Source organism: Algoriphagus terrigena DSM 22685 (genome assembly GCF_000429445.1).
GTDB classification, from domain to species: domain Bacteria; phylum Bacteroidota; class Bacteroidia; order Cytophagales; family Cyclobacteriaceae; genus Algoriphagus; species Algoriphagus terrigena.
Genome location: NZ_AUBW01000021.1, coordinates 102,634 through 123,901 on the forward strand (window position 1 = coordinate 102,634; position 21,268 = coordinate 123,901).

The following is a 21,268-nucleotide window of genomic DNA, read 5'->3' on the forward strand; positions in this document are numbered from 1 at the left end:
TTACGATTTTTGATTTACGACATCCCAACAAATAATTGGCGTCTTTTCAGGGATTTGACCTCTTCGATAAGACATTCTCGGCTCTTGCGTCTTAATTTCTTGCGATATAAATCTCAATCGAACAAATACCACGTGATACCCAAATCCAGGAAAGACCTGTATCCGGTATAGTCAGGAGTGACAAAATACCCTTCCCTGCTCATCATGCCGGCATTGAGGTGATTGTATTTAAACAGCACACGGGTTCGGTTGATCCGGAAATCCAGGAAGATATCCGCCACTGGGTAGGCATAGACCTCGAACGTATTCTGGAGGTAAAATTGCTGAAAAGAGGGATTATACGCGTCGGCATAGTAGGACGACTTGTACCGCAGATCAATTCCGAGTTGCACAAAGACATTCTCATTAAACATCGGGCTATCGAAGTAGAAGCGGGTGTTCGCATACAGTTGCGGAATACGGAAATTGTCCGATCCGTCGCCGGAAACCTCCGTAAAGATCACTTCCGAATCCCAACGGAGTTTCTTTCCCACCTGAATGTTGGCTATCAGACCCGGCATCAGTAAGAAGGCCTGCCCGGAAGCTTGCGTCGCTATCTTTTCCTCATTGAAAAATACGTAATTGTTCACCCGGCTGATCGTCAGATTCGGGCGTAGGCTGATCTTGTTGAAGTCCAATTTAATCCGTCCCTTGAGCTGATCGACACCTATATTATCAAAGTCATTTTCCCACAGGTAGTGATTTCCGTAGTAGATCTGTTGTTGCGAGGTTGGCTTGTAGACCGCCTTGGTATATTCCAGCTCCAGCCAAGGGGACACAAAAAGCCCGTGAAGTCGGAACGCCCCCGGAATCAAATATTCCCCATCCGCGCTCAGAGACCATTTTTCTGAGATTTTACCGATCAGCTCGCCTCCAATATAGACTTCGTTGAAAGACTCCTTCTTATCCGGGAAGAAAGGACTTTCCATTCGACCATTTCTGATCCGTGTGAAGGCGTTGTAGTAAAATCCTTTGTAGGACCCTTTGATGCCGAGTTCGTTTTTCCACTCCGCAAAGTCACTTTCGTTACGCGTGGTATCCAAGGAGTTATACCGTTCTTGGTTAAAAAATGAGGAATCAGAAGTCGTCAGATCCGATTCAAAAACGACGTTCTGGTTCTTGTTGTCCAGCGTGTGGTAGATCTGCAGGCCATTGCCCAGCTTATACTCGTGATAGACATGATAGTCCTGTCGAAGATCCCGCGCCCGGGAGTTGTGAAGCCATACTTTGGCGTCCTCGTAGGTGAAATAGAGCGAGGTAGGGTCGACGTCCGGGGGAATAATCCCGCCGATCTCATAGACCACGTGCCGCATCCTTGAGAACGCCCCCAGCGCCCAATACTTCCCGTTTTCGGAGCGATAGTTGGTATGAAACGTATAGGCATTTTGCTCGGTCATGTGATCGTCCCGATCCACCGGATTGAGCGTTTTTCTCACCCGCTCGGTGTGCAACTCGAAGCCCAAGTTCCACTTCGGAGTCACATTGCGGGAAAAGGCGATATCCAGCATGTTTCGGTTGCCCCCGCCAAAAAAAGCCGACATCTCCGTGAAGGGTGACTTGGTGTCAAAATACCTCCTTTTTGCGGGATCCTGATAGTAAAGATCATAGCCCTGAAATCCAGACCGAAGCCCGATGGTTTCCGGGATTTCATAAAATACCGGCTTGGCATTCGAACCGATATTTCCGAGGTCCTGATATTTCCAGCCGCCCTTGGCTACCGGGTCGTAGTTGTGAAAATTGGTCAGCGAGGTGTCTTGCTCGTACAGTTGGAGCCGGTTGCGCTTCAGGTCCTTTTCAAAGTAGAAAAGAGAAGTCTTCGGTCCATAAACCTGCCGGGTACTGTCATCCAACAGCGGCTTTCTCCCATCTGTCACCTCTTCTTCTTCTCCCGGATCCGCCTCACCGCGCAAAGGTCGGTTCGTTTGCCCGACTCCCGTGTTCGTATTCTGAGGGATGGGACGCTGCGCAAAAAGTGACTGAGCAGCCAGCATCGCAAACAAAAACCCAAAGACTAAGCCTTTTCTGATCACTTCTTTCTGAATTTTTCCCGGATGTAGCTGAGCAGCATTTGCTTGTCTTCTGAATCAAATTGAGCCTCGATAGGCAACACAAAAATCGGAATTTCCCCCAAAAATCCCTGATTTGCCAGAGATTTAAGTTTGACGGCGTCCTTTTCTGTCGTGAGTAAAACGGGCTTTTGGCCGCGGTGTTTCTCCCAACTCCTTGAAATCTTGGCAAGGTCCGCAGTGGTGTAGTCGTGATGATCCGGAAACGCCAGCCTGTCCAGCACCCTGAATTTACGATGGCTATAGTCCGCAAAAGGCCGGTCATCTGCCAAACCGGAAAGCAAGATTACCGCTTCCGAAAATGGCTCCTGATGATCCATCGGACACGGTTTTCCATACCCAACCTTGGAAAAAAACACCGGAGTATCCGCTTGTAAATATTTTCTCAATTTGTTTGCCACCTGTTTTCTTTGTTCCAAAGACAGGGTCTCAGGACACTTGGTCACTACGACCATATCGGACCGGCTAGCTCCGGATCGGCTCTCGCGAAGTCTACCCATAGGCAGCAGAAAGTCGTCAGAAAAAGTACTGCTATAAGGTGTCAACAGGCAATAAAAATCAGCTTTGAGTTTTCGATGCTGGAACGCGTCGTCCAAGACCACCAATCCAAGATCTGCCGAAATCGCGGCAATCTTTTCCAAAGCTGAAACCCGATCCTCTCCCACAAAAACCGGCACCTTTCCGTTAAATTTCTCATAAATCTGGAGAGGTTCGTCCCCAATCTCAGAGGGAGAGCTTTTGGAACTGGCCTCTAGGAAACCTTTGGTTTTTCTCCCATATCCTCTGCTCAGGGACGCTATTCTAAGTTCGGGGCCAAGATTTTGGATCAGAAACTCCACCATCGGCGTCTTACCCGTTCCGCCCACACTCAGATTTCCCACCACCAGCGTTGGGATCGGCGATTTAGAGCTTTTTAGGATCTGCCGGTCAAATAGCCAATTGCGGATGCCGGTGATGATCCGAAAAATCAGTGCAAAAGGTGCAAGCAGAAAGGCGTACCACGGCATTGGCAGGAATTGCTATTTTTGACCAAAGAAAAAGAAAAATTATGGGATACAGGATTCAGGATGTGATTTCTTACCTGGAGCAAGTGGCGCCACCGGCCTATCAGGAAAGCTACGACAATGCCACACTGATCTGCGGAAGCCGCGGAGACGCTGTGACTGGAATTCTTTGCACGCTGGACTGCACCGAAGCGGTCGTTGACGAAGCCATAGCCTTGGGCGCCAACCTGATCGTGGCTCATCACCCTATTGTATTTAAAGGACTGAAAAGCCTCACCGGCCGCAACTACGTCGAGCGCACCGTCATCAAGGCCATCAAGCACGACATCGCAATCTATGCTATCCACACCAACCTCGATCACGTGGCAACCGGTGTAAACAAGCGGATCTGTGACAGACTGGGACTTACGGACACCAAAATCCTCCAACCCAAAAAGCAAATCCTGAACAAACTGGTGTTTTTTGTACCGGTCAAAGACAAGGATTCTGTCCTGGATGCCGTGTTTGCGGCGGGAGCCGGACAGATTGGAGAGTACAAGGACTGTTCGTTTCAGGTGGATGGAACCGGCACCTTTACCCCTTCTGAAAAAGCAAATCCCTACGTCGGTGAGCGCGGTAAGCAGCAGTCCGAACAAGAAGCCCGGGTGGAGGTAATCCTACCGGCTTTTCAGAGCAATCAAATTCTGAATGCCTTGAAAAAAGCCCATCCTTACGAAGAGGTTGCCTACTATCTCTCTTCGCTCGAAAATGAAAACCAGGAAGTCGGTGCCGGAATGGTTGGAGTCCTGCAAGAGCCAATGGACGCGGAGATTTTCCTGGATTATCTGAAGGAGAAAATGAACCTTAAAACATTTAAACACACGGCCTCAACCAAAACAAAAATCCAGAAAATAGCAGTTTGTGGCGGAGCTGGGATCTTTCTCCTATCAGATGCAAAGCGGACCGGGGCGGACGTCTTCATCACCTCCGATGTGAAGTATCATGAATTTTTCGATGCGGATGGGCAGCTGATTCTTTGTGACATAGGGCATTATGAGAGCGAAATTTTCACAAAAGAATTATTGGGGGAGCTATTGTCACAAAATTTCCCTAATATTGCACTCTATTTGACAAAAGTAGTTACTAATCCCACATCCTACCGATAGTACATGGAAAGTACAGTAGCACAAAAGCTAGACGCTATCTACAACCTTCAACTCATAGATTCAAGACTAGATGCCATCGTAAAAGTTAGAGGAGCCCTCCCTGAGGAAGTCCAAGACCTCGAAGATGAGATAGCAGGCTACGAAACACGCCTCGAAAAATTCCAGAGCGACATCGACTCTTTCGAAGACGACATCAAGCGATTCAAGGACAACATCAAGGAGTCTGAGAAACTGATCAAAAAGTATCAGGAGCAGCAGATGAACGTACGAAACAACCGTGAGTACGACGCGATCACCAAAGAACTGGAACTTCAGGATTTGGAAATTCAGGTATCGAAGAAGAAAATTGCTGAATCCGGACTAAAGATCGACCAGAAAAAGGGCGATTTGGAAGAGCTGAGCAACTTGATGAAAGACCGTCAGAAGGATCTGGATCTGAAAAAAGAAGAGTTGGATACCATCGTTGCCGAAAGCGAATCAGAGGAGTCAAAACTTCAGTCTGAGCATGACAAGGCAATCAAAAAGATAGAAGACAGACTTGCCAAGTCTTACACTAAAATCAGAGCAAATGCCAAAAATGGTCTTGCTGTGGTTATGGTGAAAAGAGGCGCTTGCGGTGGATGCTTTAACACAGTTCCTCCACAAAGACAAGCTGACATCCGTGAAAAGAAGAAGCTTATCGTCTGCGAACATTGCGGTAGAATCCTCGCAGGTGTAGAAGACGAGATCGAAGAAGAAGGCGTTAAGACCAAAAAGAGAACAGCGAAAGCCTAATCTCCCAACGGCATAAAATACAGTCCCCGAAATTCAACAATTCGGGGATTTTTTTTCTCCAAATTTTCCAGATTCCGCCAAGCAGAACCAATGACCGACTGAATGGCGGAGCGAGTTAAAAATCGAATCACCCCATTTCAGCAAACCAGGAGACTTTTGCTTTACAAAGAGCTGCGGAATCTCACTTTTTCAGCCCCTTAGGCATGGATTATGTTTTTCTTACTTGCGTTGAGGAAAATTAATCCATTATATTGTCAGCCATGAAAAAATTTGCAACACTTCTCTTAATTCTGATTTGCTGCAATTCGGCATTTGCGAATGATCCCGAATCCAAGACCTTTTTGGTGCTTTTCAAAACCAAGGAATTGAAGGAGATCAAGACCACACTCAAAGACATCGAGGAGCAGTTCGCCGGTATCTTTTCGACAAAATACTTCGCAGGAAACTCTGAATTAGCGCTGCTCATCGAAATACCCTCCGATGATTTTGACAAATGCTTCCTTGGGGAATTCTTGGTTGACCTCGACAACGGACAAAAAATCCAGCTTCAACAAATCGCTTTTCGGCTGTATGATCTAACCGAAAACAAAGTGCTCCACCAGCAATATCAAGCGATGTACGAGGAAAGTCTGGTTGCCAAGAAAAAAGCCGCCAAGGCTTCTAAAGCTGACTCAGAGCAGCGAGGTGCTCCTGGTCATTGAATCTCTTCACTACAAACGTGTCATCCGGCAGCTGCTCCAGAAGGTAGAGGCATAAGTTATGGTGCTCAAACTGATCCATGTACCGCAGGTCATAATTCAGGATCAGGCTGAGAAATATCCGCATTGCCCGGCCGTGCGTACACACCAGCACTGTTTCACCTGGGCCTTCTAAGATCTTGCCGATCCCGATTCTCATTCTTTCCGCCACCACATTGGGACTTTCTCCCCCTGCAATCGCGTAATCGAGATTCCCTTCCTGCCACTGTTGTAGCATGTGACGATAATATTCTCCTTCCTCAGGAGTCATCGGCGTGCCTTCGTAGTCACCCCAAGAGATCTCATTCAGTTCTGGCAGCGCGGTGGTCGGAATCCCCAGATCAATAAACTGCTGGATTGACTGCTTGGTCCGGATCAGGGCGGTGTGATAGACCTGTTCAAAAGCGATGTCTTTGTAGACGTCAAAAAAAGCATTGGCTTGAGCCAAGCCAGTTTCATTGATTGGAGCATCTATTCCACTACCCTGCACTACTCCCTGTAGATTGAAGTCAGTCTGTCCGTGTCTGACCAGGTAAATTTTTTTTCGATTCAAGATTCTCTATTTTTGTCCAAAGCCCAAATAAACTTCATTTAACCCACATTTTAATGGTTTTTCTTTCAAGTCCTTCACTGGATCAACTGAATACGATCAGCAAAAAGACGATGGTTGACCATCTGGGTATCGAGTTTACCGCTGTCGGAGAAGACTACCTCGAAGCCACTATGCCCGTCGATCATCGAACCAAGCAACCGATGGGTTTGTTACACGGGGGTGCAAATGTAGCCTTGGCCGAAACGATGGGAAGCCTCGCCGCTTCCCTAACCATTGATCTCTCGAAGCAGGCATGTGTGGGCTTGGAAATCAACGCCAACCATGTTCGCGGCGTGAAGGATGGAAAAGTGAAAGGAATCGTGAAGCCCGTCCACGTCGGCAAATCCACCCAGATTTGGGAGATTAAGATCTACAACGAGTCAGAACAGTTGTGCTGCATTAGCCGGATCACGATGGCTATTTTGGATAAAAAATGAATTATACCGAACCCTCTTCTCTTACCACTCAATCCGAATTTCTGGATCTCCTCTTTCTCAAGGGACTTAATTCCGGCGGTTCGTTTGCGGTGTGGAGAAAACCCAAATCCCAAAAACTTGAATTTCTGCTCGACGACCAAGCAAGTCCAGAGCGGGTCAGCTTGAGTTTCGAAGAGCTTCCCGGCGGTTTCATCGTCCATCCCTTCGCAGACCAAGAGGATAAAAAAGCTTTTTTCATCAAATCAGACCACTATTTCAGCTTTCAGCTGGATCAAGACTTTGATCAGGAAGATCTACCGGAATGGGTAAAAGCCTCCGCAACTAATCCCGGGAAATCTGTCAAAGCCCAGATCAAAAATCTGATCAGGCAACCCTCCGCATCGACCAAAATTAAGGAGACTGAATCGGATCGGAAGGCACATTTTATCCGGCTCGTTCAGCAAGGCATCGACGCGATTGAGGCTGGAGTTTTGGAAAAGGCAGTGCCGGCGAGAACAAAGAAGATTTCGATTCCTGAAGACTTTGATCTGGGAAAAACCTTCCTCGACATGCTGGAGGCTTACCCGAATTCATTTGTCAACTTTTTTCATATCCCTCAAGTTGGTACCTGGATCGGCGCAAGTCCCGAAGTATTGATTGAGACCAAAGGAGATCAATTCTACACCATGGCTTTGGCGGGCACACAGCCAGCCTCCGGAGAAAATCCGCTTAAATCTGCCGCTTGGACCCAAAAGGAGATCGAAGAGCAGGCGCTGGTCTGTCGCTACATCGTGGATTGCTTCAAAAAAATCCGCCTCAGGGAATACGAAGAACACGGCCCTAAAACGGTGATGGCGGGAAGCCTCCTGCACCTCCGCACTGATTTCAGAGTAGACATGAAAGCCACCGGATTTCCACAGTTGGGTTCGGTGATGCTGGATCTCCTCCATCCGACTTCCGCAGTGTGCGGTATGCCGCGAAAAGAAGCCCATGAGTTTTTGCAGGCGAATGAAGACTTCGACCGCTCCTTCTTTGCAGGCTTCATCGGGCCGGTGAACATTCAGGAGGAGACCTCCATCTATGTTAATCTCCGCACTGCCTCTCTTAAAGGAGAACATGCGATTCTCTACGCCGGAGCAGGAGTCACCGAAGACTCTGATCCCGAAAAAGAATGGGAAGAAACCGAGCTCAAGTGTCAGATCATTGGCAAATTCATCCAAAAACCAAAAGCTTGATCATTCAGCCAATCCTCGACCTAGTGGCCATCTGCGCCAAAAAGGGAATTGCAAATGCGATTCTCTCACCCGGCTCGCGCTGTGCTCCTCTGACTTTGGCTTTTGCAAGGCATCCGGATATCCACTCCAGGACGGTCTCTGACGAGCGCTCGGCCGCTTTCATTGCTTTGGGTATGGCTCAGCAACTGGCGCAGCCGGTAGTATTGGTCTGCACCTCAGGTTCGGCGGCGCTCAACTATTATCCGGCTATCGCAGAGGCCTATTTCCAACAAGTTCCGCTGTTGATCTTGACTGCCGATCGGCCACCTGAGTGGATTGATCAGTGGGATGGGCAGACAATCTATCAAGAAGAGGTTTTTGGAAAGCATGTGAAAAAGAGCTTCCGCTTCCCCGACTCTTTCTCAAACGAAGATCAAATCTGGCACGCGGGAAGGATTGTGAATGAGGCGATAAACCTGTCCAAGCAATTCCCTGCCGGCCCGGTTCACATCAATATTCCGCTTCGCGAACCTTTCTATCCTGCGGAAGGAGAAAAGTTTGAATATCCCGAACATCCGAGAGAATTTACGACTGTGTCCGGCCAGAGTCAGCTCACCGAAGAAAGTCTGAAACTTATCAAAAACCGGCTCGCGGAAGTCAGGAAACTGATGATCGTCCCAGGCCAGCAAAAGCCAAATCCGCAGATCCAGAAGCTGCTGGAAGCACTTGCCAAAGATCAAAATGTGGTCGTCGTCACCGATACGATCTCCAATCTACAGAGCGAACATACGATCAGCCTCCACGATCATTGGCTGGGAAATGAAAACCTGCAAGCAGAATTAGCGCCTGATTTGGTGATCAGTTTCGGCAAATCCGTGATCTCAAAGTCACTAAAGCAGTTCCTGAGAAAGTCCGGCGCTTCTCACTGGCACATCCAACCCGACGGGCAGTCCAGAGACACATTCCAGCATTTGACGAGGATCCTGCCTTGCGCTTCGGTAGAGTTTCTCGGTTGGCTGGGTGAAAATCTAGCACCACAGGACGAGCAGTTTTTTGGCCGCTGGGATGGCTTGGAGAAAAGAGCCCAAGAGGCGCTTCTATCTGCTTTTTCATCTTTGGAATTCGGAGAATACCCTGCTTTGTATTCTGTCTTGGGCAAAATCCCACAGCTGTCAAAACTCCATCTGGCCAACTCCATGGCAGTCCGCTATGTGAATTTCCTCGGAAGAAGAGAACAGGAGGTCATCTGCAACCGAGGCACCAGCGGCATCGACGGCTCGAACAGTACGGCGGTGGGCTGTACATTTACTACCAAAGACCCGGTGACGCTGATCACGGGAGACATGGCGTTTTTCTACGACCGCAACGCTTTTTGGCATAACTACGCGATGCCCAACCTAAGAATCATCCTTCTGAACAACCATGCGGGGGGAATATTCCGGCTGATCGACGGTCCCGCCAAGCAACCCGAATTGGAGGAGTTTTTTGAGACCAAACAACAATTGACGGCCCAGCATTTGGCGACTGAGTTCGGTTTTTTCTACTCGAAGGTGATCAATAAAGAGGAGCTGGAAGCTGCTTTGTCGGATTTCTACGAACCAAGTCTTCATCCAAAGATCCTGGAAATCGAGACTTCGAGTCCAAAAAACGCGGAGATTTTGAAGTCGGTGAAGGAGCGGATGCGATTGTCAACAGACGACGGTCAACAGTCCACAGCAGCGGAATTGTAGGATCATTTCAACGATTATTCACGCTTGTGTTCTGTAAGAAATAGCTCCGCTAGTTTAAATGCTATATCAAATAGATCAGCGGTTGACCCACTTTTATTCATTGCCAGTGAGATACTCGCATTATATTCTGGAAGCAACACCAGAATCGCGGTAGATCCCGCAGCCGTTCCTCCATGATGGATTATCCGGACCTCCCGGCCGTCCGAGAACACCTTTTTGCTGAGATCATTTCGCCACCCCAAGGCGTAGTTCTGCTCATTCACCTGGCCGTCTGCTAGCTTGACAGGGTTAAACAATAACGCTTTCGTATCCTCATCCAGTAAGCTGTTGTTTAAGATCCCGTTACCAAATTTGACCAAGTCTGTCGGTGTAGACAGATAGCCTCCTCCCGCCCATTTGTTGCTGTTATCTACGGCGAAAGCTGTACTCAAATAATCACCCTCGAAATCATAAAATACCGCAGTGTTTGGCGCCGGTTGAAGCACATTATCCGGGATTGTCTGAGTCAGATTTAACGGCTCAAGCACGTTGCTCTGGATGTAATCGCGGTATTCCTGTTTTGACGCCCCTTCAATCACCGCACTCAACAGTGTGTAATTGTAAGAACTGTAACTGAAAGCTTTGCCAGGCGCAAACAGAAGCTCGTCATCTGCAAAGATGGAGACACTCTCTTCAGTGGAATGATAGTGGTCATTGTCATAATATTCCCAGAGAGGGAGACACATACAAGTGCCATAATTTCTGATTCCGGATGTGTGAGAGGCTAGTTCTTTTACAGTCAGGTTGGTCAAATCACCAGTCACGTAGGGTACGTAGTCCCCCACGATCGAATTTGGATTGAGCGCTTTGCTCTGTAAAAGTAGCCCCAATCCAATTGAGGTGATAGTTTTTGAAACGCTTCCAATCCGGTATTTGGTCGTTGAATCTACCAACCGTTTATTCTCTACATCTGAGTATCCGATTGAATTTGACCAAACGACGGAATCATCGATTCCTATTGAGACGGATAGTGAAGGTGCTTTCAAGAGTCGAAATTTGTTAATCAACAACTCGTCTGCCTCCTCGCTGACAGCATCGGCATGCGTTGTCGTCGGGAGAAGTATTTCGAAATTTGGAGATTCCGTTCTGGTGAGCCAGTAAGTAAAAACTGGTTCAAAAAGAAAATAAGACAGGATTACAATCGCAACTATGCTTGCGATGATTGCTACTTTTTTCATTCGAGTGGGCTATAAAAATGAAGATTGATTAATGCTTAACAAGTGTCTCCACTGTTAAGTCTTGGACTCTTTAACCCTGAAAATCAGCAGTAAAAAAGGAATCGGGAGAACTGCTTCTCCCGATATTATTTATAGCCCAAATCATCAATCCCAATTGCCCGATCTCAAAAAGAGTCAGCGGAATCAGTCCAAAAATCACCCCGATGCCGGAGAAAATAAGTATTCCGGCGATCAAACCGACGGCGCCGAGGATTTGCGGAATGTTAGACCAAAGCTTTTTGTAAGTCAGGTACCCAATCCCCATAAAGGCATAGCAAAGCCCGAATGAACTCAGCTTCACCAGATAATAATCCTCCAAAGCCAGCTGTCCCGTGATAAGCGCAAAACAATCGACGCTGTACCAGATCACGCTGGCTCCCAGCATCGTCCAGAGGGCAATCTTGAGAACCGGATTCGGGATAAAGGACTCAAGCCTGATCCAACCATAGATGAATGCCGCGTACGTCAGGAAAGTCCCTAGCTTCACCCCGACAAAGGCCGAAGTGTCGGTCTTTACGCCCTCCTGAATCCAATCATACTCCATCCCGATCTCGAAAAAAGCGAGGAAGAAATAAACCAATCCTGCCGCAAATGCGAAATACAAGTAAGCGGGTACTTTTCTTTCCTCGTCAGCAAAGCCGCTTTTCACTTCCTCCCATTGGTAATCCAAGGCTTCAAACAAGGCCTTGACCGTGTAGCTCCTCGGAGTCACCTCTCCGGATTCAATGCGCTGGATCGTCCGCACATTCAGATTGCATTTCTCGACGAGTTCTTCCTGCGTCAGTCCTTTGGCTTTTCTCAGTTCAGAGATCTTCTTGCCCAGTTGTGGTTGCTTCATGATGAATGCTGTTTTTGATTTAACCATGGCAAGTTCTCTTTCTGATTTTTAGCATTGGACGTATCGGACTCGGTTTTCGCCCGACATTCACCCGACATTTCGATTTTAGGCTAAAATAGCCATTCTTCGCACGCAAAGGCGCAAATTCTAAGTTCCTCTTTTCCCCAATTCTACCACCCGGAGGTTTTGAATCTTGCCGCTTTCCAGTTCAAAAAGCAACATCGTCCGCATCAAGTGAAATCCCTGCTGGCCAATCGCACCGGGATTCATGTAGAGACAGTTTAAAGTTTTATCGAATTCCACCTTGCAGATGTGCGAGTGTCCGCAGATGAAAAGTTGGGCTCCGAAGGACCTGATCCGCTCTTTCACCCCCTTGGCATAGCGGGGAGGCCTGCCGCCGATGTGAGTCATCAGCACTTTCACTCCCTCCAATTCAAAATCCATCCACTCCGGATACTCGAGCTGTACGTTGGCATCGTCGATATTCCCAAAGACAGCCCGAACCGGTTTGTCCTTGGGCAGCGCCTCCATCACATCGCGAATCCCGATATCCCCCGCATGCCATATCTCATCTACGTCTTGCAAATAGACCAGTGTTTTGGCATCGATGTAGCTGTGTGAGTCTGAAATCAATCCGATCTTTTTGGGCATTTTGAAACGAAAGGGGGTAAATTTTCAGTTCAATATGGCAGACCTTGGTCACTTATTCAACCCCAGCATATGAAAACAAAACTTCTATTCCTGCTTGTCTTGTTCTTTGCCGGAGCGGACTCTTTTGCCCAAACTGCTAAAAAAGACTCCATTAGTGTTCTTTCTGTGGAAAATTTTGCAACAAAAAGCTCGAAGAAAAATACTCTGGTAATCGATGTCAGAACTCCCGAGGAAGTGGCAGAAGGACATCTGCCCGGCTCGGTGAACATCAATTTCCTTGGTGAAGATTTCGCTCAGCAGATCGACGTTTTGAACAAAAAAACCACATACCTGGTCTATTGCAAAACCGGAATCAAAAGCCGAAAAGCCGCTGACCTGATGCAGAAAGCAGGATTTAAACACGTCTACATGCTCGAAGGCGGATATACGGCATGGACACAAGCAGGAAAACCGACAGAAAAATGAGCAAGATCCAATCGATCAATCCCTGGACTGGCAAGGTCGTCAAGGAATACAATCCCCTAACCGAAGAGGAAATAACGGCCAAAACCCAACGGGCAGCCACAGCTTTTGAAAGCTGGAAGACCACGCCTATCTCTGAGAGAGCCGCCCTGATGAAAAAGGCTGGCGAAGTCCTTCGGAAAAACAAGGAAGAATATGCCAGGTTGATCACCGTGGAAATGGGCAAGATAATCCGGGAGTCCCGGGCCGAGATTGAAAAATGTGCATCCGTCTGTGACTACTATGCGGAGAACGCAGCACAGTTTCTTTCCCCTGAGGAAATCAGTCTCACGGACGGTAAAAAGGCTAAAGTGCTCCACCAACCCTTGGGCGTAGTCTTGGCGGTGATGCCCTGGAATTTCCCGTTTTGGCAAGTATTTCGATTTGCGGCCCCTACCCTAATGGCCGGGAATACAGGCATCCTGAAGCACGCATCGAATGTACCTCAGTGCTCCCTTGCTATTGAATCGGTCTTTCGGGACGCTGGATTTCCAGAAGGTGTCTTCCAAAGCTTTTTGATCGACTCCAAAGCCACTTTGGCACTGCTGGAGCAAGACGAAGTCAAAGCCGTGTCTCTAACCGGAAGCGAAAAAGCGGGAGCTGCAGTGGCCGCCGCTGCCGGAAAGAACATCAAAAAATCCCTCCTGGAACTTGGCGGAAGCGATCCCTTCATCGTCTTGGCAGATGCGGATATTGAGAAAGCTGCCGAGACAGCAGTCAAAGGCCGGATGATCAACTTTGGTCAAAGCTGTATTGCCGCCAAGCGATTTATCGTTGAGGAGGCTGTTTTTGAGTACTTTTTGGCACTGTTCAAAGAAAAGATGAATGTGCTGAAGATGGCCGATCCTCTGGACGAAAGCTCGGATTACGCCTGTATGGCAAGGCCTGATTTGGCGGCAGAGCTTTATTCCCAAGTAAAAAAATCCGTGGATATGGGGGCCAAAGTCCTTCTGGGAGGTCATCCACCCGAGGAGGGAAGCGCGGGATTCGTACCTACCATTCTGACTGATATCCCTACAGACTCCCCAGCATTTTCTGAGGAACTCTTTGGTCCCGTGGCTACTGTTTTCAAAGTGAAAAATGCCCAGGAAGCGATCCAGCTCGCGAACGCGACGGAATTTGGATTGGGCGCCTCGCTTTGGACGGAGGACCTGGAAAAAGGAGAAACCCTTGCTGCTCAAATCGACAGTGGCGCGGTGTTTCTCAACGCGATGGTTGCCTCGCAGCCGGGCCTTCCGTTTGGCGGGATCAAGAAATCCGGATTTGGACGCGAACTGGGCAGAGAGGGTATCTTGGAATTCGTCAACACCAAGTCCGTTTACCTCGGCTGAAATCGATCTCGGATAAAGAACGGCGTAGCTTTTGGTTTTGGCCGATTCCTTTCTATTTTTACGAGCCAAAATTTTGTCTTAACCAATGAGAGAAATACAATTTCGGGAAGCTTTGAGAGAAGCGATCTCCGAGGAAATGAGACGTGATAAGAACGTTTTTTTGATGGGTGAAGAAGTCGCCGAATACAACGGTGCCTACAAAGTATCCCAGGGAATGTTGGACGAATTCGGACCGGAACGCGTCATCGATACACCGATTGCTGAATTGGGCTTTGCCGGATTGGGCGTGGGTGCGGCGATGAATGGCCTGAAGCCGATCATCGAATTCATGACATTCAATTTCTCTCTGGTTGCCATAGACCAGATCATCAACTCCGCGGCGAAGATGTACGCGATGTCAGGCGGTGCTTACTCCGTTCCGATCGTGTTCCGTGGCCCAACAGGTAACGCCGGTCAGCTTGGAGCGACCCACTCTTCCAACTTCGAAAACTGGTTTGCCAACACTCCGGGCTTGAAAGTGATCGTCCCTTCCAATCCATATGACGCGAAAGGATTGATGAAAGCCGCCATCCGTGACCCAGATCCAGTGATCTTCATGGAATCCGAGGTGATGTACTCCGACAAAGGTGAAGTGCCTGAAGGAGAATATCTGCTTCCGATCGGCGTGGCTGATATCAAGAGAAAAGGAAAAGACGTAACGGTGATCTCCTTTGGCAAGATGATGAAAGTAGCTCTCGAAGCTGCCGAAGTCATGGCAAAAGAAGGCGTCGAGTGCGAAGTGATTGACCTGAGAACTGTCAGACCAATCGACTACGCTACCTGCTTGGAGTCTGTAAAAAAGACCAACCGTGTCGTCATCGTCGAAGAGGCTAACCCGATTGCAGGGATCTCTTCCGAATTGACGTACCACTTCCAGCGCTATGCCTTTGATTACTTGGATTCTCCTGTGATCCGTGTCAACTCGATGGACATCCCGTTGAGCTACGGTCCCAACTATATCGAGGCGACACTTCCAAACGTGAAGCGAACCGTGGATGCAATCAAAAAAGTCACTTACAAAAAGTAAAGGTACTTTCTCCCATAAAAAAGCCCGACTCACACGATGAGCCGGGTTTTTTGTTGGCACTATTCTATCTTTTATAATTGATTAGACTTGTCTGAACTCATTAGGTTTAATCGAGCAAAAAAAAGTCCGGCCTTAGTATGGCCGGATTTTTTGTTACCCAATCTATCTATTTATCTTTTTGAAAAGGCTTGCATCAACGGGACGAAAATCAACCGCTCAATGTGTCAGCCTCTCGGATTTTATTTGTTACGGGCTGGCGCTGCTCCGCCTCCGGCGTTTTGGTTTTCCATCTGTCCGCCGTCGCCGCCTTCTTTCATGTCGTCGTTATTGATCGACTTTCTTCTTTTTGGACGCTGATCCATGCTCATCTTACCGATTCTGTAGCTGAAGTTCACCTTGAAGTTCATGTTACGCATCGTATTGGTGCTGTTTTGCATGATGGTCGGCGTGATGATTTCGTTTTTGACGGTAAACTCTTTCATCAGGAAGTTTTCGGCACCAAAGCCGATAGAGCCTCTTTTCTCGTCAAACTGCTTGTTGAAGTTCAGGCCGTACATCGCAAATCCTCCTGAGCTACCCTGCAGCTGTACCTGACGTCCTCTTGCAAAAGAGAACACCTGTACCTGCCAGTCTTTTGGAAGTGTGTAGTTACCGAACAGTCTACCGCTGACCACGAAGCCGTCGTTTTTCGCAGCATACTGCGGATCACTCAAGCCGTTGTCCAGCATGGCGTAGTACAGATCACCACCACCGCTCAGAGAGAGCTTGTTGCTGATGTTGATATTGAAGAAGATATTGGTACCAACTGCTTGTTCCTGGCCGATGTTTTCGTAGGTGGTGAAGATTCTATTGTCGGCTTGTACGGTTCTAATGGGCTGGATAGATCCAGTGGTGTTTCTGTAGAATCCGGTAAAGTTCAGCGTGGTACTTTTAATAAAGGTACTGTAGCCCAATTCATAATTGTCCGTCATCTCTGGATCGAGCTCTGGATTTCCCTGGGTAATTTGTTCCTGATTTCCAACTGCGTCGATGTTTGGATTTAGGAACATTAAAGAAGGGCGCTGGATTCTTCGGTTGTAAGCAGCCTTGATCAGGTTACCGTTTGCTAGCTTTCTGCTGGCATTCAAGCTAGGAACAAAAGTACCGTAGGAAGGAATATCCACTTCAAACTCGGTTTTGAAATCCGCGTTAATGTTGGTGTATTCGTATCTCACACCAGCCTTCAGCGTATAGTTTTTCAAGAAAGGAGTTGTATAGGATACATACCCCGCCGTTACATTTTGGTCATAGATAAAATCGTTGCTAGCTCTTGCATCTTCCAATTCTATGAATTCACCATCGGGACCTTCAGAAAGATAATTGGAGTAGTCAGAGTATGCTTTTCGCAGGATATTTTTCGCTCCATATTCCAGGATTTTGTTTCCTTTTTCATCCAAAGGAGTCACATAGTCCAACTGAACCGTGAATTCTTCATTTTTGCTTGGGTTGATGTTCTTTAGGCTTGACGCAATTACTTCACTGTCCTCTTCGAACAGGGTGTTGGTCTTGTCGTTTTCGCGGGTATTCGTAGAGTAGAGAGTCAGAAAACTAAGTTCTCGCCCTTTCTTCTCGAAAGTCCGGGTGTAGTTTAAGCTGACATCGACAGAGTTGGAATTGTCCAAAGTGTAGACCTCCCGGTTTTCCGAACCATAGAGCAGTCCATCGCGAAATTTTTCGGTGAGATAGTCTGTCTGCCAGTTTTTTGAATTTCTCACTCCAAAGTTTACCGCCGCAGTCAAGAAGTTGTATTCATTGATATCGTAGTCCACACCGAAATTATATCTTCCAAAGATGTCTCGCCGCTCAGTATCCGCTGACTGAATGGTTGTAAACAACGTATCTGCGCTATTCGTCACTTGCTTATTTTCAAAGCTACCCAGCACATTGTAACCCGCTCTTCCGAATCCGCCAAGTGTAAATCCAAACTTGCCTTTTCTGGCGCTTCCCTGAAGACCGAGGTTGGATCCTCTCAGACCAAAACCGGTGTTGACATTGAGCGTAGCACCTTGAAGGTTGTTTTTCTTAGTGATGATATTGATTACCCCTGAAGTACCTTCAGCGTCATACTTGGCAGATGGGGAAGTGATTACTTCCACTGCCTTGATTTCGTCAGCAGGGATTTGCTTCAGCGCATCAGCGATAGAAGATGCTGCAATGGCAGAAGGACGGTTGTTGATCAATACCAAGATATTGGAGCTACCTCTCATGGACACGTTGCCATCCAGATCGACAGACAGCATCGGTACTCTTCTGAGCACGTCAGTACCGTCACCACCGGCGGTGGTTTTGTCGTTTTCAGCTTTATAGATGGTACGGTCTACACGCTCCTCGATGAGCTCGCGCTGACCCTGTACAGTTACCTCTTCCAGAGCAACTCCTTCGTCGGTCATACCGATTTCGCCCAGATTGATGTCATCTTGGGTAGAGTTGATGTTTACGGTACGTTTTACAGTTTCGTAACCCAGGAAAGTAATATGGAGCTCATATACACCAGTGTCAAATCCGGTAATAAAGAACATCCCGTCGCCGTCCGCCACTGCGCCGGAAGTACTTACTTCGGTGCCGGTCTTATATAATGCGGCAGTCGCATAGCCGACAGGTTCGCCGGTCTTCAGGTCTTTGGCTACGCCGATGATCCGGGCAGGAGCTTTGCTTTCTCCGGCCTGCTGTGCGAAAGTCGCCTGTGCTCCGAAAAAGGTAAGTGCTAGAATTAGATTGAGTAATTTTTTCATGGGTTTTGTTTTCAAAAGGAGGCTTGTGCCAATTGATACCCCAAAGTTGACTTCAAAGTTTTGCCCCAGAAAATCTAATAGACCAGCGGGTGCATCCTGTCGACAAATCCCCCCAACTTGAAGACAAACCCCCCAAAAGTCCCGACAAAGTCGCTTCATCCGCCCAAACTGTATATTCATAGGTGGAATGGCCCGGTTTGTAGATTTGATTTGAAGGGGAAAAGTAAAATCCCTTAGTTTGGAAACTGAAAACCAACAGAATGGCAACTTTCATCCCTAAAAAGAACCTTTCACTGATAGTACACCTGCTCGGGTGGATTATGCTTTGCGTGGTATTATTGCTGCTCTCTCCCCTTTCCTGGAGAATGGGAGAAGTTGAGCTGCCCATACAATTCTGGTGGAAGCAGATCTTTCTGGTAGGAATCCTGATTGCCATTTTTTACTCCAACTCCTCCCTGCTGGTACCAAAAGTACTCCTGGAAGGAAAAAACTACCTTTACCTCCTCGGTATTCTGATCGGAGCGGTGCTGTTTTACGGACTGGTGGTCTATTTTGAGCAGTTTGTAGGCTATGGCAAAGCCATGCACGAAACCTTCAACCCCGACAAAGCATGGGATCCCAAAAAGCGGTGGGTACCCGGAGATGTATTTCAGGTATTACTCTACGTGATCTCCATCGGCCTCAGTACCTCTGTGGCGCTGGTGCAAAAGTGGCAAAAAGATGAATCGCTCCGCAGAGAGATGGATCGCGAGCGGATCAATACCGAGCTCTCCTATCTCAAGGCACAGATCAATCCACACTTCTTCTTCAATACCCTAAACAACATCTACGCGCTCACCAATCTGGACGTGACCAAAGCGCAAGAGGCGCTACTGAAGCTATCCCGAATGATGCGCTATGTGCTCTACGAAAACCAGAAGAACGAAACGCTTCTTTCCAAAGAAATCAAGTTTATCGAGGACTACATTGAGCTGATGAAGATGCGGCTATCGTCCAAGGTAAAACTCAACATCCAGATCGAGGAGCCCAAGGAAAACCTCATCATAGCTCCCATGCTGCTACTTCCCTTTTTGGAAAATTGCTTCAAACATGGCGTCAGTTCCCAGCACGACAGTGAAATCCTCATAAAGGTGGAGATCATGGGTGACACCCTGTTTTTCGAGACAAGAAACCACATCTTCCCCGTCAACCCAGACAGTCCTGAAGCCCACGAAAACGGCATTGGCCTCACCAACACCCAGCGCCGTCTCAGCCTGATCTATCCAAATAAACATCGCCTCAAATTAGGTAAAGACGAATCCAATCAGGAGTATTGGGTCAACCTCACCATCAACCTCTCATGAATCTCAAATGTGTAGCCATAGACGATGAGCCACTCGCTCTTGAGTTGTTGAATAAATTCATCAGCCAAACTGCCTTTTTGAAATTGGAGGGGAAGTTTTCCAATGCGATTGAAGCATTGGCCTTTATCAATAAGAATGAGGTTCAGCTGATCTTCATGGACATCCAAATGCCGGATCTCTCCGGGATGGAGCTGGCGCGCATCCTGGACGGGAAAAAGAACTCCGACAAAACGCGGATCATCTTCTGCACCGCCTATCATCAGTTCGCTATCGAAGGGTATAAAGTCGAGGCCTTGGATTACCTTCTGAAGCCGTACAGCTACGAGGATTTCCTCAATGCTGCGACCAAGGCTTACCAATATTTTGACCGGGTCAGCAATGCTTCCGCCCCTAAAGCAGCGGAACCGGCTGCGCAGCAGGACTACATCTTTTTAAAAGTCGAATACCAACTGGTCAAGGTGATGCTCAAAGACATCACCCATGTGGAAGCTTACAAGGACTATGTGAAAGTCCATCTGAGATCCAAAGCCAATCCCCTCCTCTCCCTCACCAGCATGAAAAGCATGGAGGAACTCCTGCCTTCTGACAGATTCATGCGCGTTCACAGGTCTTTCATCGTGGCCCTGGATCAGATCGACTCAGTAGCCAAGAATGTCATCCAAATAGGAGTTCATCAGATTGCTGTCGGCGAAAACTACAAAGACCAGTTCTTGGAGTTTTTGGCGAAGTGGATGAGTTGAGCCAGTGGGCAGTGATCGGTTGGCAGTCGGCAGTGTGGCGAACATTGAGGTTCTTTTTTCCTCGCAGGTCTATGCGAAAGCCAAGGCAGTCTGGAGAAATACGATTTACGAGGTCTCGGGCGAGTTGAGGGATTTGAATCTGGCAGACTTTACAACGTTACCACCTTGCCACCGTCCAACCTGACGAGAGATATGATTTAAGAAATACGATTTAGGAGGTCCCGGGTGGTTGAGGCCTTTGACTCGGGAAGACTTCACCGCCTTTCAATTCCTCCACTTTCCAGATCTCATTTTTCAATTCCCCCTCAATCTATTCTCGTGTAGACTTGCGGAGGACCGCAGTCTGCATTAAATGGGCAAATGGACTCCAATTGCTTGTAGTTGTCACTGACCGCATATTGCTGGAAATATTCCTCCATCTCATAGGAAGTCAGCTCTTCTTTTGGCATAAAATCAATATCCGCAATCCCCATCAAATAATACTCATCGTAATAGAGAGAGACTACTCCCTCCGAAAGTGTGTACGTTCCTCTCGCATAACCTGTGTAGCCGAGTAAATCGCCTGATTCCGCATCCCTGGTCACACCCTCCGAGTAAAAACCTCCATCTGCTCTCAAATGAATCGTTTGTACAAAGTCATAGAGCCCAACACCCCAGGATCCGCTACCTCGAAACACCGATTCATAGCCACCGCGAACCTTGGCCTCTGGACTTTCTTCATTGCACCCGAATAAACCGATGAGCAGTAGGAGAACTGGGAAAAGTTTTGCTTTCATTTGATTGTTGCTTAGAAAATCGGTTGAAAAACGAAAAAGAAAATAAACTTACCTATACCACGAAAAATAATCCCTAAACGCTACATTATCAATGCTCAATCAACTTCGTTCTGAGGTAGTTTTTACGGTGTCGCCTTCATCAGGATTTATTTTATATGGATGCGCGGAATCTTACCAGTAGCTATTTCAAAAGATCTGGACGCCAAGAAAATGCTAAATCTTTGTTTTCTTCAGTCTTCCAGCCCAAAATGACAGGAAGGTCCGTCAACTTGCAGAAT

At 47.7% G+C, this 21,268-nt stretch carries 19 protein-coding genes; 11 read left to right on the forward strand and 8 right to left on the reverse strand.

Annotated elements, in window-relative coordinates; all coding sequences use genetic code 11:
- Positions 1–113: 113 nt before the first annotated feature.
- Positions 114–2,069, reverse strand: a complete 1,956-nt coding sequence (locus G459_RS0118585; RefSeq protein ID WP_245588201.1) for a putative porin — start codon at positions 2,067–2,069, stop codon at positions 114–116.
- Positions 2,066–3,112 carry a tetraacyldisaccharide 4'-kinase gene (lpxK, locus tag G459_RS0118590; RefSeq protein WP_026968993.1) on the reverse strand — a complete coding sequence of 349 codons (1,047 nt, stop codon included), beginning with the start codon at positions 3,110–3,112 and terminating at the stop codon, positions 2,066–2,068. Before lpxK ends, G459_RS0118585 begins: the two co-directional genes overlap by 4 nt.
- 41 nt (positions 3,113–3,153) lie before the next feature.
- Between lpxK and G459_RS0118595 the strand changes: the two genes are divergently transcribed.
- The 3 genes from G459_RS0118595 (at position 3,154) to G459_RS0118605 (ending at position 5,729) form a co-directional block, all read left to right on the forward strand.
- The gene (locus G459_RS0118595) at positions 3,154–4,254 is read left to right on the forward strand and encodes a Nif3-like dinuclear metal center hexameric protein (protein WP_026968994.1); all 1,101 of its coding nucleotides are present in this window, start codon (positions 3,154–3,156) and stop codon (positions 4,252–4,254) included.
- 3 nt (positions 4,255–4,257) lie between these two features.
- Positions 4,258–5,028, forward strand: coding sequence for a zinc ribbon domain-containing protein (locus G459_RS0118600; protein WP_026968995.1), 771 nt, complete (start codon positions 4,258–4,260; stop codon positions 5,026–5,028).
- A 260-nt stretch (positions 5,029–5,288) separates the two neighbouring features.
- The gene (locus tag G459_RS0118605; RefSeq protein WP_026968996.1) at positions 5,289–5,729 is read left to right on the forward strand and encodes a hypothetical protein; all 441 of its coding nucleotides are present in this window, start codon (positions 5,289–5,291) and stop codon (positions 5,727–5,729) included.
- On the opposite strand, the gene G459_RS0118610 is transcribed toward G459_RS0118605, so the two are convergent.
- Positions 5,689–6,318, reverse strand: coding sequence for a histidine phosphatase family protein (locus G459_RS0118610; RefSeq protein ID WP_026968997.1), 630 nt, complete (start codon positions 6,316–6,318; stop codon positions 5,689–5,691). The two genes, G459_RS0118605 and G459_RS0118610, sit on opposite strands and share 41 nt — an antisense overlap.
- 53 nt (positions 6,319–6,371) lie before the next feature.
- Here G459_RS0118610 and G459_RS0118615 point away from each other — a divergent pair, with 53 nt between their 5' ends.
- The 3 genes from G459_RS0118615 to menD are packed head-to-tail and all read left to right on the forward strand — an operon-like array spanning position 6,372 to position 9,717.
- The gene (locus G459_RS0118615) at positions 6,372–6,794 is read left to right on the forward strand and encodes a hotdog fold thioesterase (protein ID WP_026968998.1); all 423 of its coding nucleotides are present in this window, start codon (positions 6,372–6,374) and stop codon (positions 6,792–6,794) included.
- Complete coding sequence (locus tag G459_RS0118620) at positions 6,791–8,008, forward strand: chorismate-binding protein (RefSeq protein ID WP_026968999.1); 1,218 nt, start codon at positions 6,791–6,793, stop codon at positions 8,006–8,008. The genes G459_RS0118615 and G459_RS0118620 overlap by 4 nt, the downstream gene beginning before the upstream one ends.
- Positions 8,005–9,717: a 2-succinyl-5-enolpyruvyl-6-hydroxy-3-cyclohexene-1-carboxylic-acid synthase gene (gene menD, locus G459_RS27910; protein WP_051315306.1), complete on the forward strand. Its 1,713-nt coding sequence runs from the start codon at positions 8,005–8,007 to the stop codon at positions 9,715–9,717. Before G459_RS0118620 ends, menD begins: the two co-directional genes overlap by 4 nt.
- Before the next feature lie 14 nt (positions 9,718–9,731).
- Here menD and G459_RS0118630 read toward each other — a convergent pair whose 3' ends face one another.
- The 3 genes from G459_RS0118630 to G459_RS0118640 form a co-directional block, all read right to left on the reverse strand.
- Positions 9,732–10,934: a serine hydrolase domain-containing protein gene (locus G459_RS0118630; protein ID WP_026969000.1), complete on the reverse strand. Its 1,203-nt coding sequence runs from the start codon at positions 10,932–10,934 to the stop codon at positions 9,732–9,734.
- A 70-nt stretch (positions 10,935–11,004) separates the two neighbouring features.
- The gene (locus G459_RS0118635) at positions 11,005–11,811 is read right to left on the reverse strand and encodes a helix-turn-helix domain-containing protein (protein ID WP_026969001.1); all 807 of its coding nucleotides are present in this window, start codon (positions 11,809–11,811) and stop codon (positions 11,005–11,007) included.
- A gap of 147 nt (positions 11,812–11,958) precedes the next feature.
- Positions 11,959–12,462: a metallophosphoesterase family protein gene (locus G459_RS0118640; RefSeq protein WP_026969002.1), complete on the reverse strand. Its 504-nt coding sequence runs from the start codon at positions 12,460–12,462 to the stop codon at positions 11,959–11,961.
- A gap of 69 nt (positions 12,463–12,531) precedes the next feature.
- On the opposite strand from G459_RS0118640, the gene G459_RS0118645 reads away from it, so the two are divergent.
- The 3 genes from G459_RS0118645 to G459_RS0118655 all read left to right on the forward strand — a co-directional run bounded on the left by G459_RS0118645 (position 12,532) and on the right by G459_RS0118655 (position 15,360).
- Positions 12,532–12,927, forward strand: coding sequence for a rhodanese-like domain-containing protein (locus G459_RS0118645; RefSeq protein ID WP_026969003.1), 396 nt, complete (start codon positions 12,532–12,534; stop codon positions 12,925–12,927).
- Entirely contained in the window at positions 12,924–14,294 is a 1,371-nt protein-coding gene (locus G459_RS0118650; RefSeq protein WP_035456398.1) for an NAD-dependent succinate-semialdehyde dehydrogenase, read from the forward strand. The genes G459_RS0118645 and G459_RS0118650 overlap by 4 nt, the downstream gene beginning before the upstream one ends.
- Positions 14,295–14,379: 85 nt before the next feature.
- Positions 14,380–15,360, forward strand: coding sequence for a pyruvate dehydrogenase complex E1 component subunit beta (locus tag G459_RS0118655; RefSeq protein ID WP_026969005.1), 981 nt, complete (start codon positions 14,380–14,382; stop codon positions 15,358–15,360).
- A gap of 239 nt (positions 15,361–15,599) precedes the next feature.
- Here the strand turns inward: G459_RS0118655 and G459_RS0118660 are convergent, their stop codons facing one another.
- On the reverse strand, positions 15,600–18,131 hold the full coding sequence (locus G459_RS0118660) for a TonB-dependent receptor (RefSeq protein WP_026969006.1): 2,532 nt from the start codon (positions 18,129–18,131) through the stop codon (positions 15,600–15,602).
- 260 nt (positions 18,132–18,391) lie between these two features.
- Between G459_RS0118660 and G459_RS0118665 the strand changes: the two genes are divergently transcribed.
- Together G459_RS0118665 and G459_RS0118670 are read left to right on the forward strand one after the other, a co-directional pair.
- Positions 18,392–19,474 (forward strand): sensor histidine kinase, encoded by a 1,083-nt coding sequence (locus G459_RS0118665; protein ID WP_026969007.1) that lies wholly within the window; start codon positions 18,392–18,394, stop codon positions 19,472–19,474.
- Positions 19,471–20,214 (forward strand): LytR/AlgR family response regulator transcription factor, encoded by a 744-nt coding sequence (locus tag G459_RS0118670; protein ID WP_026969008.1) that lies wholly within the window; start codon positions 19,471–19,473, stop codon positions 20,212–20,214. The genes G459_RS0118665 and G459_RS0118670 overlap by 4 nt, the downstream gene beginning before the upstream one ends.
- Positions 20,215–20,519: 305 nt before the next feature.
- Here G459_RS0118670 and G459_RS0118675 read toward each other — a convergent pair whose 3' ends face one another.
- Positions 20,520–20,990, reverse strand: a complete 471-nt coding sequence (locus G459_RS0118675; RefSeq protein ID WP_026969009.1) for a hypothetical protein — start codon at positions 20,988–20,990, stop codon at positions 20,520–20,522.
- Positions 20,991–21,268: the final 278 nt, after the last annotated feature.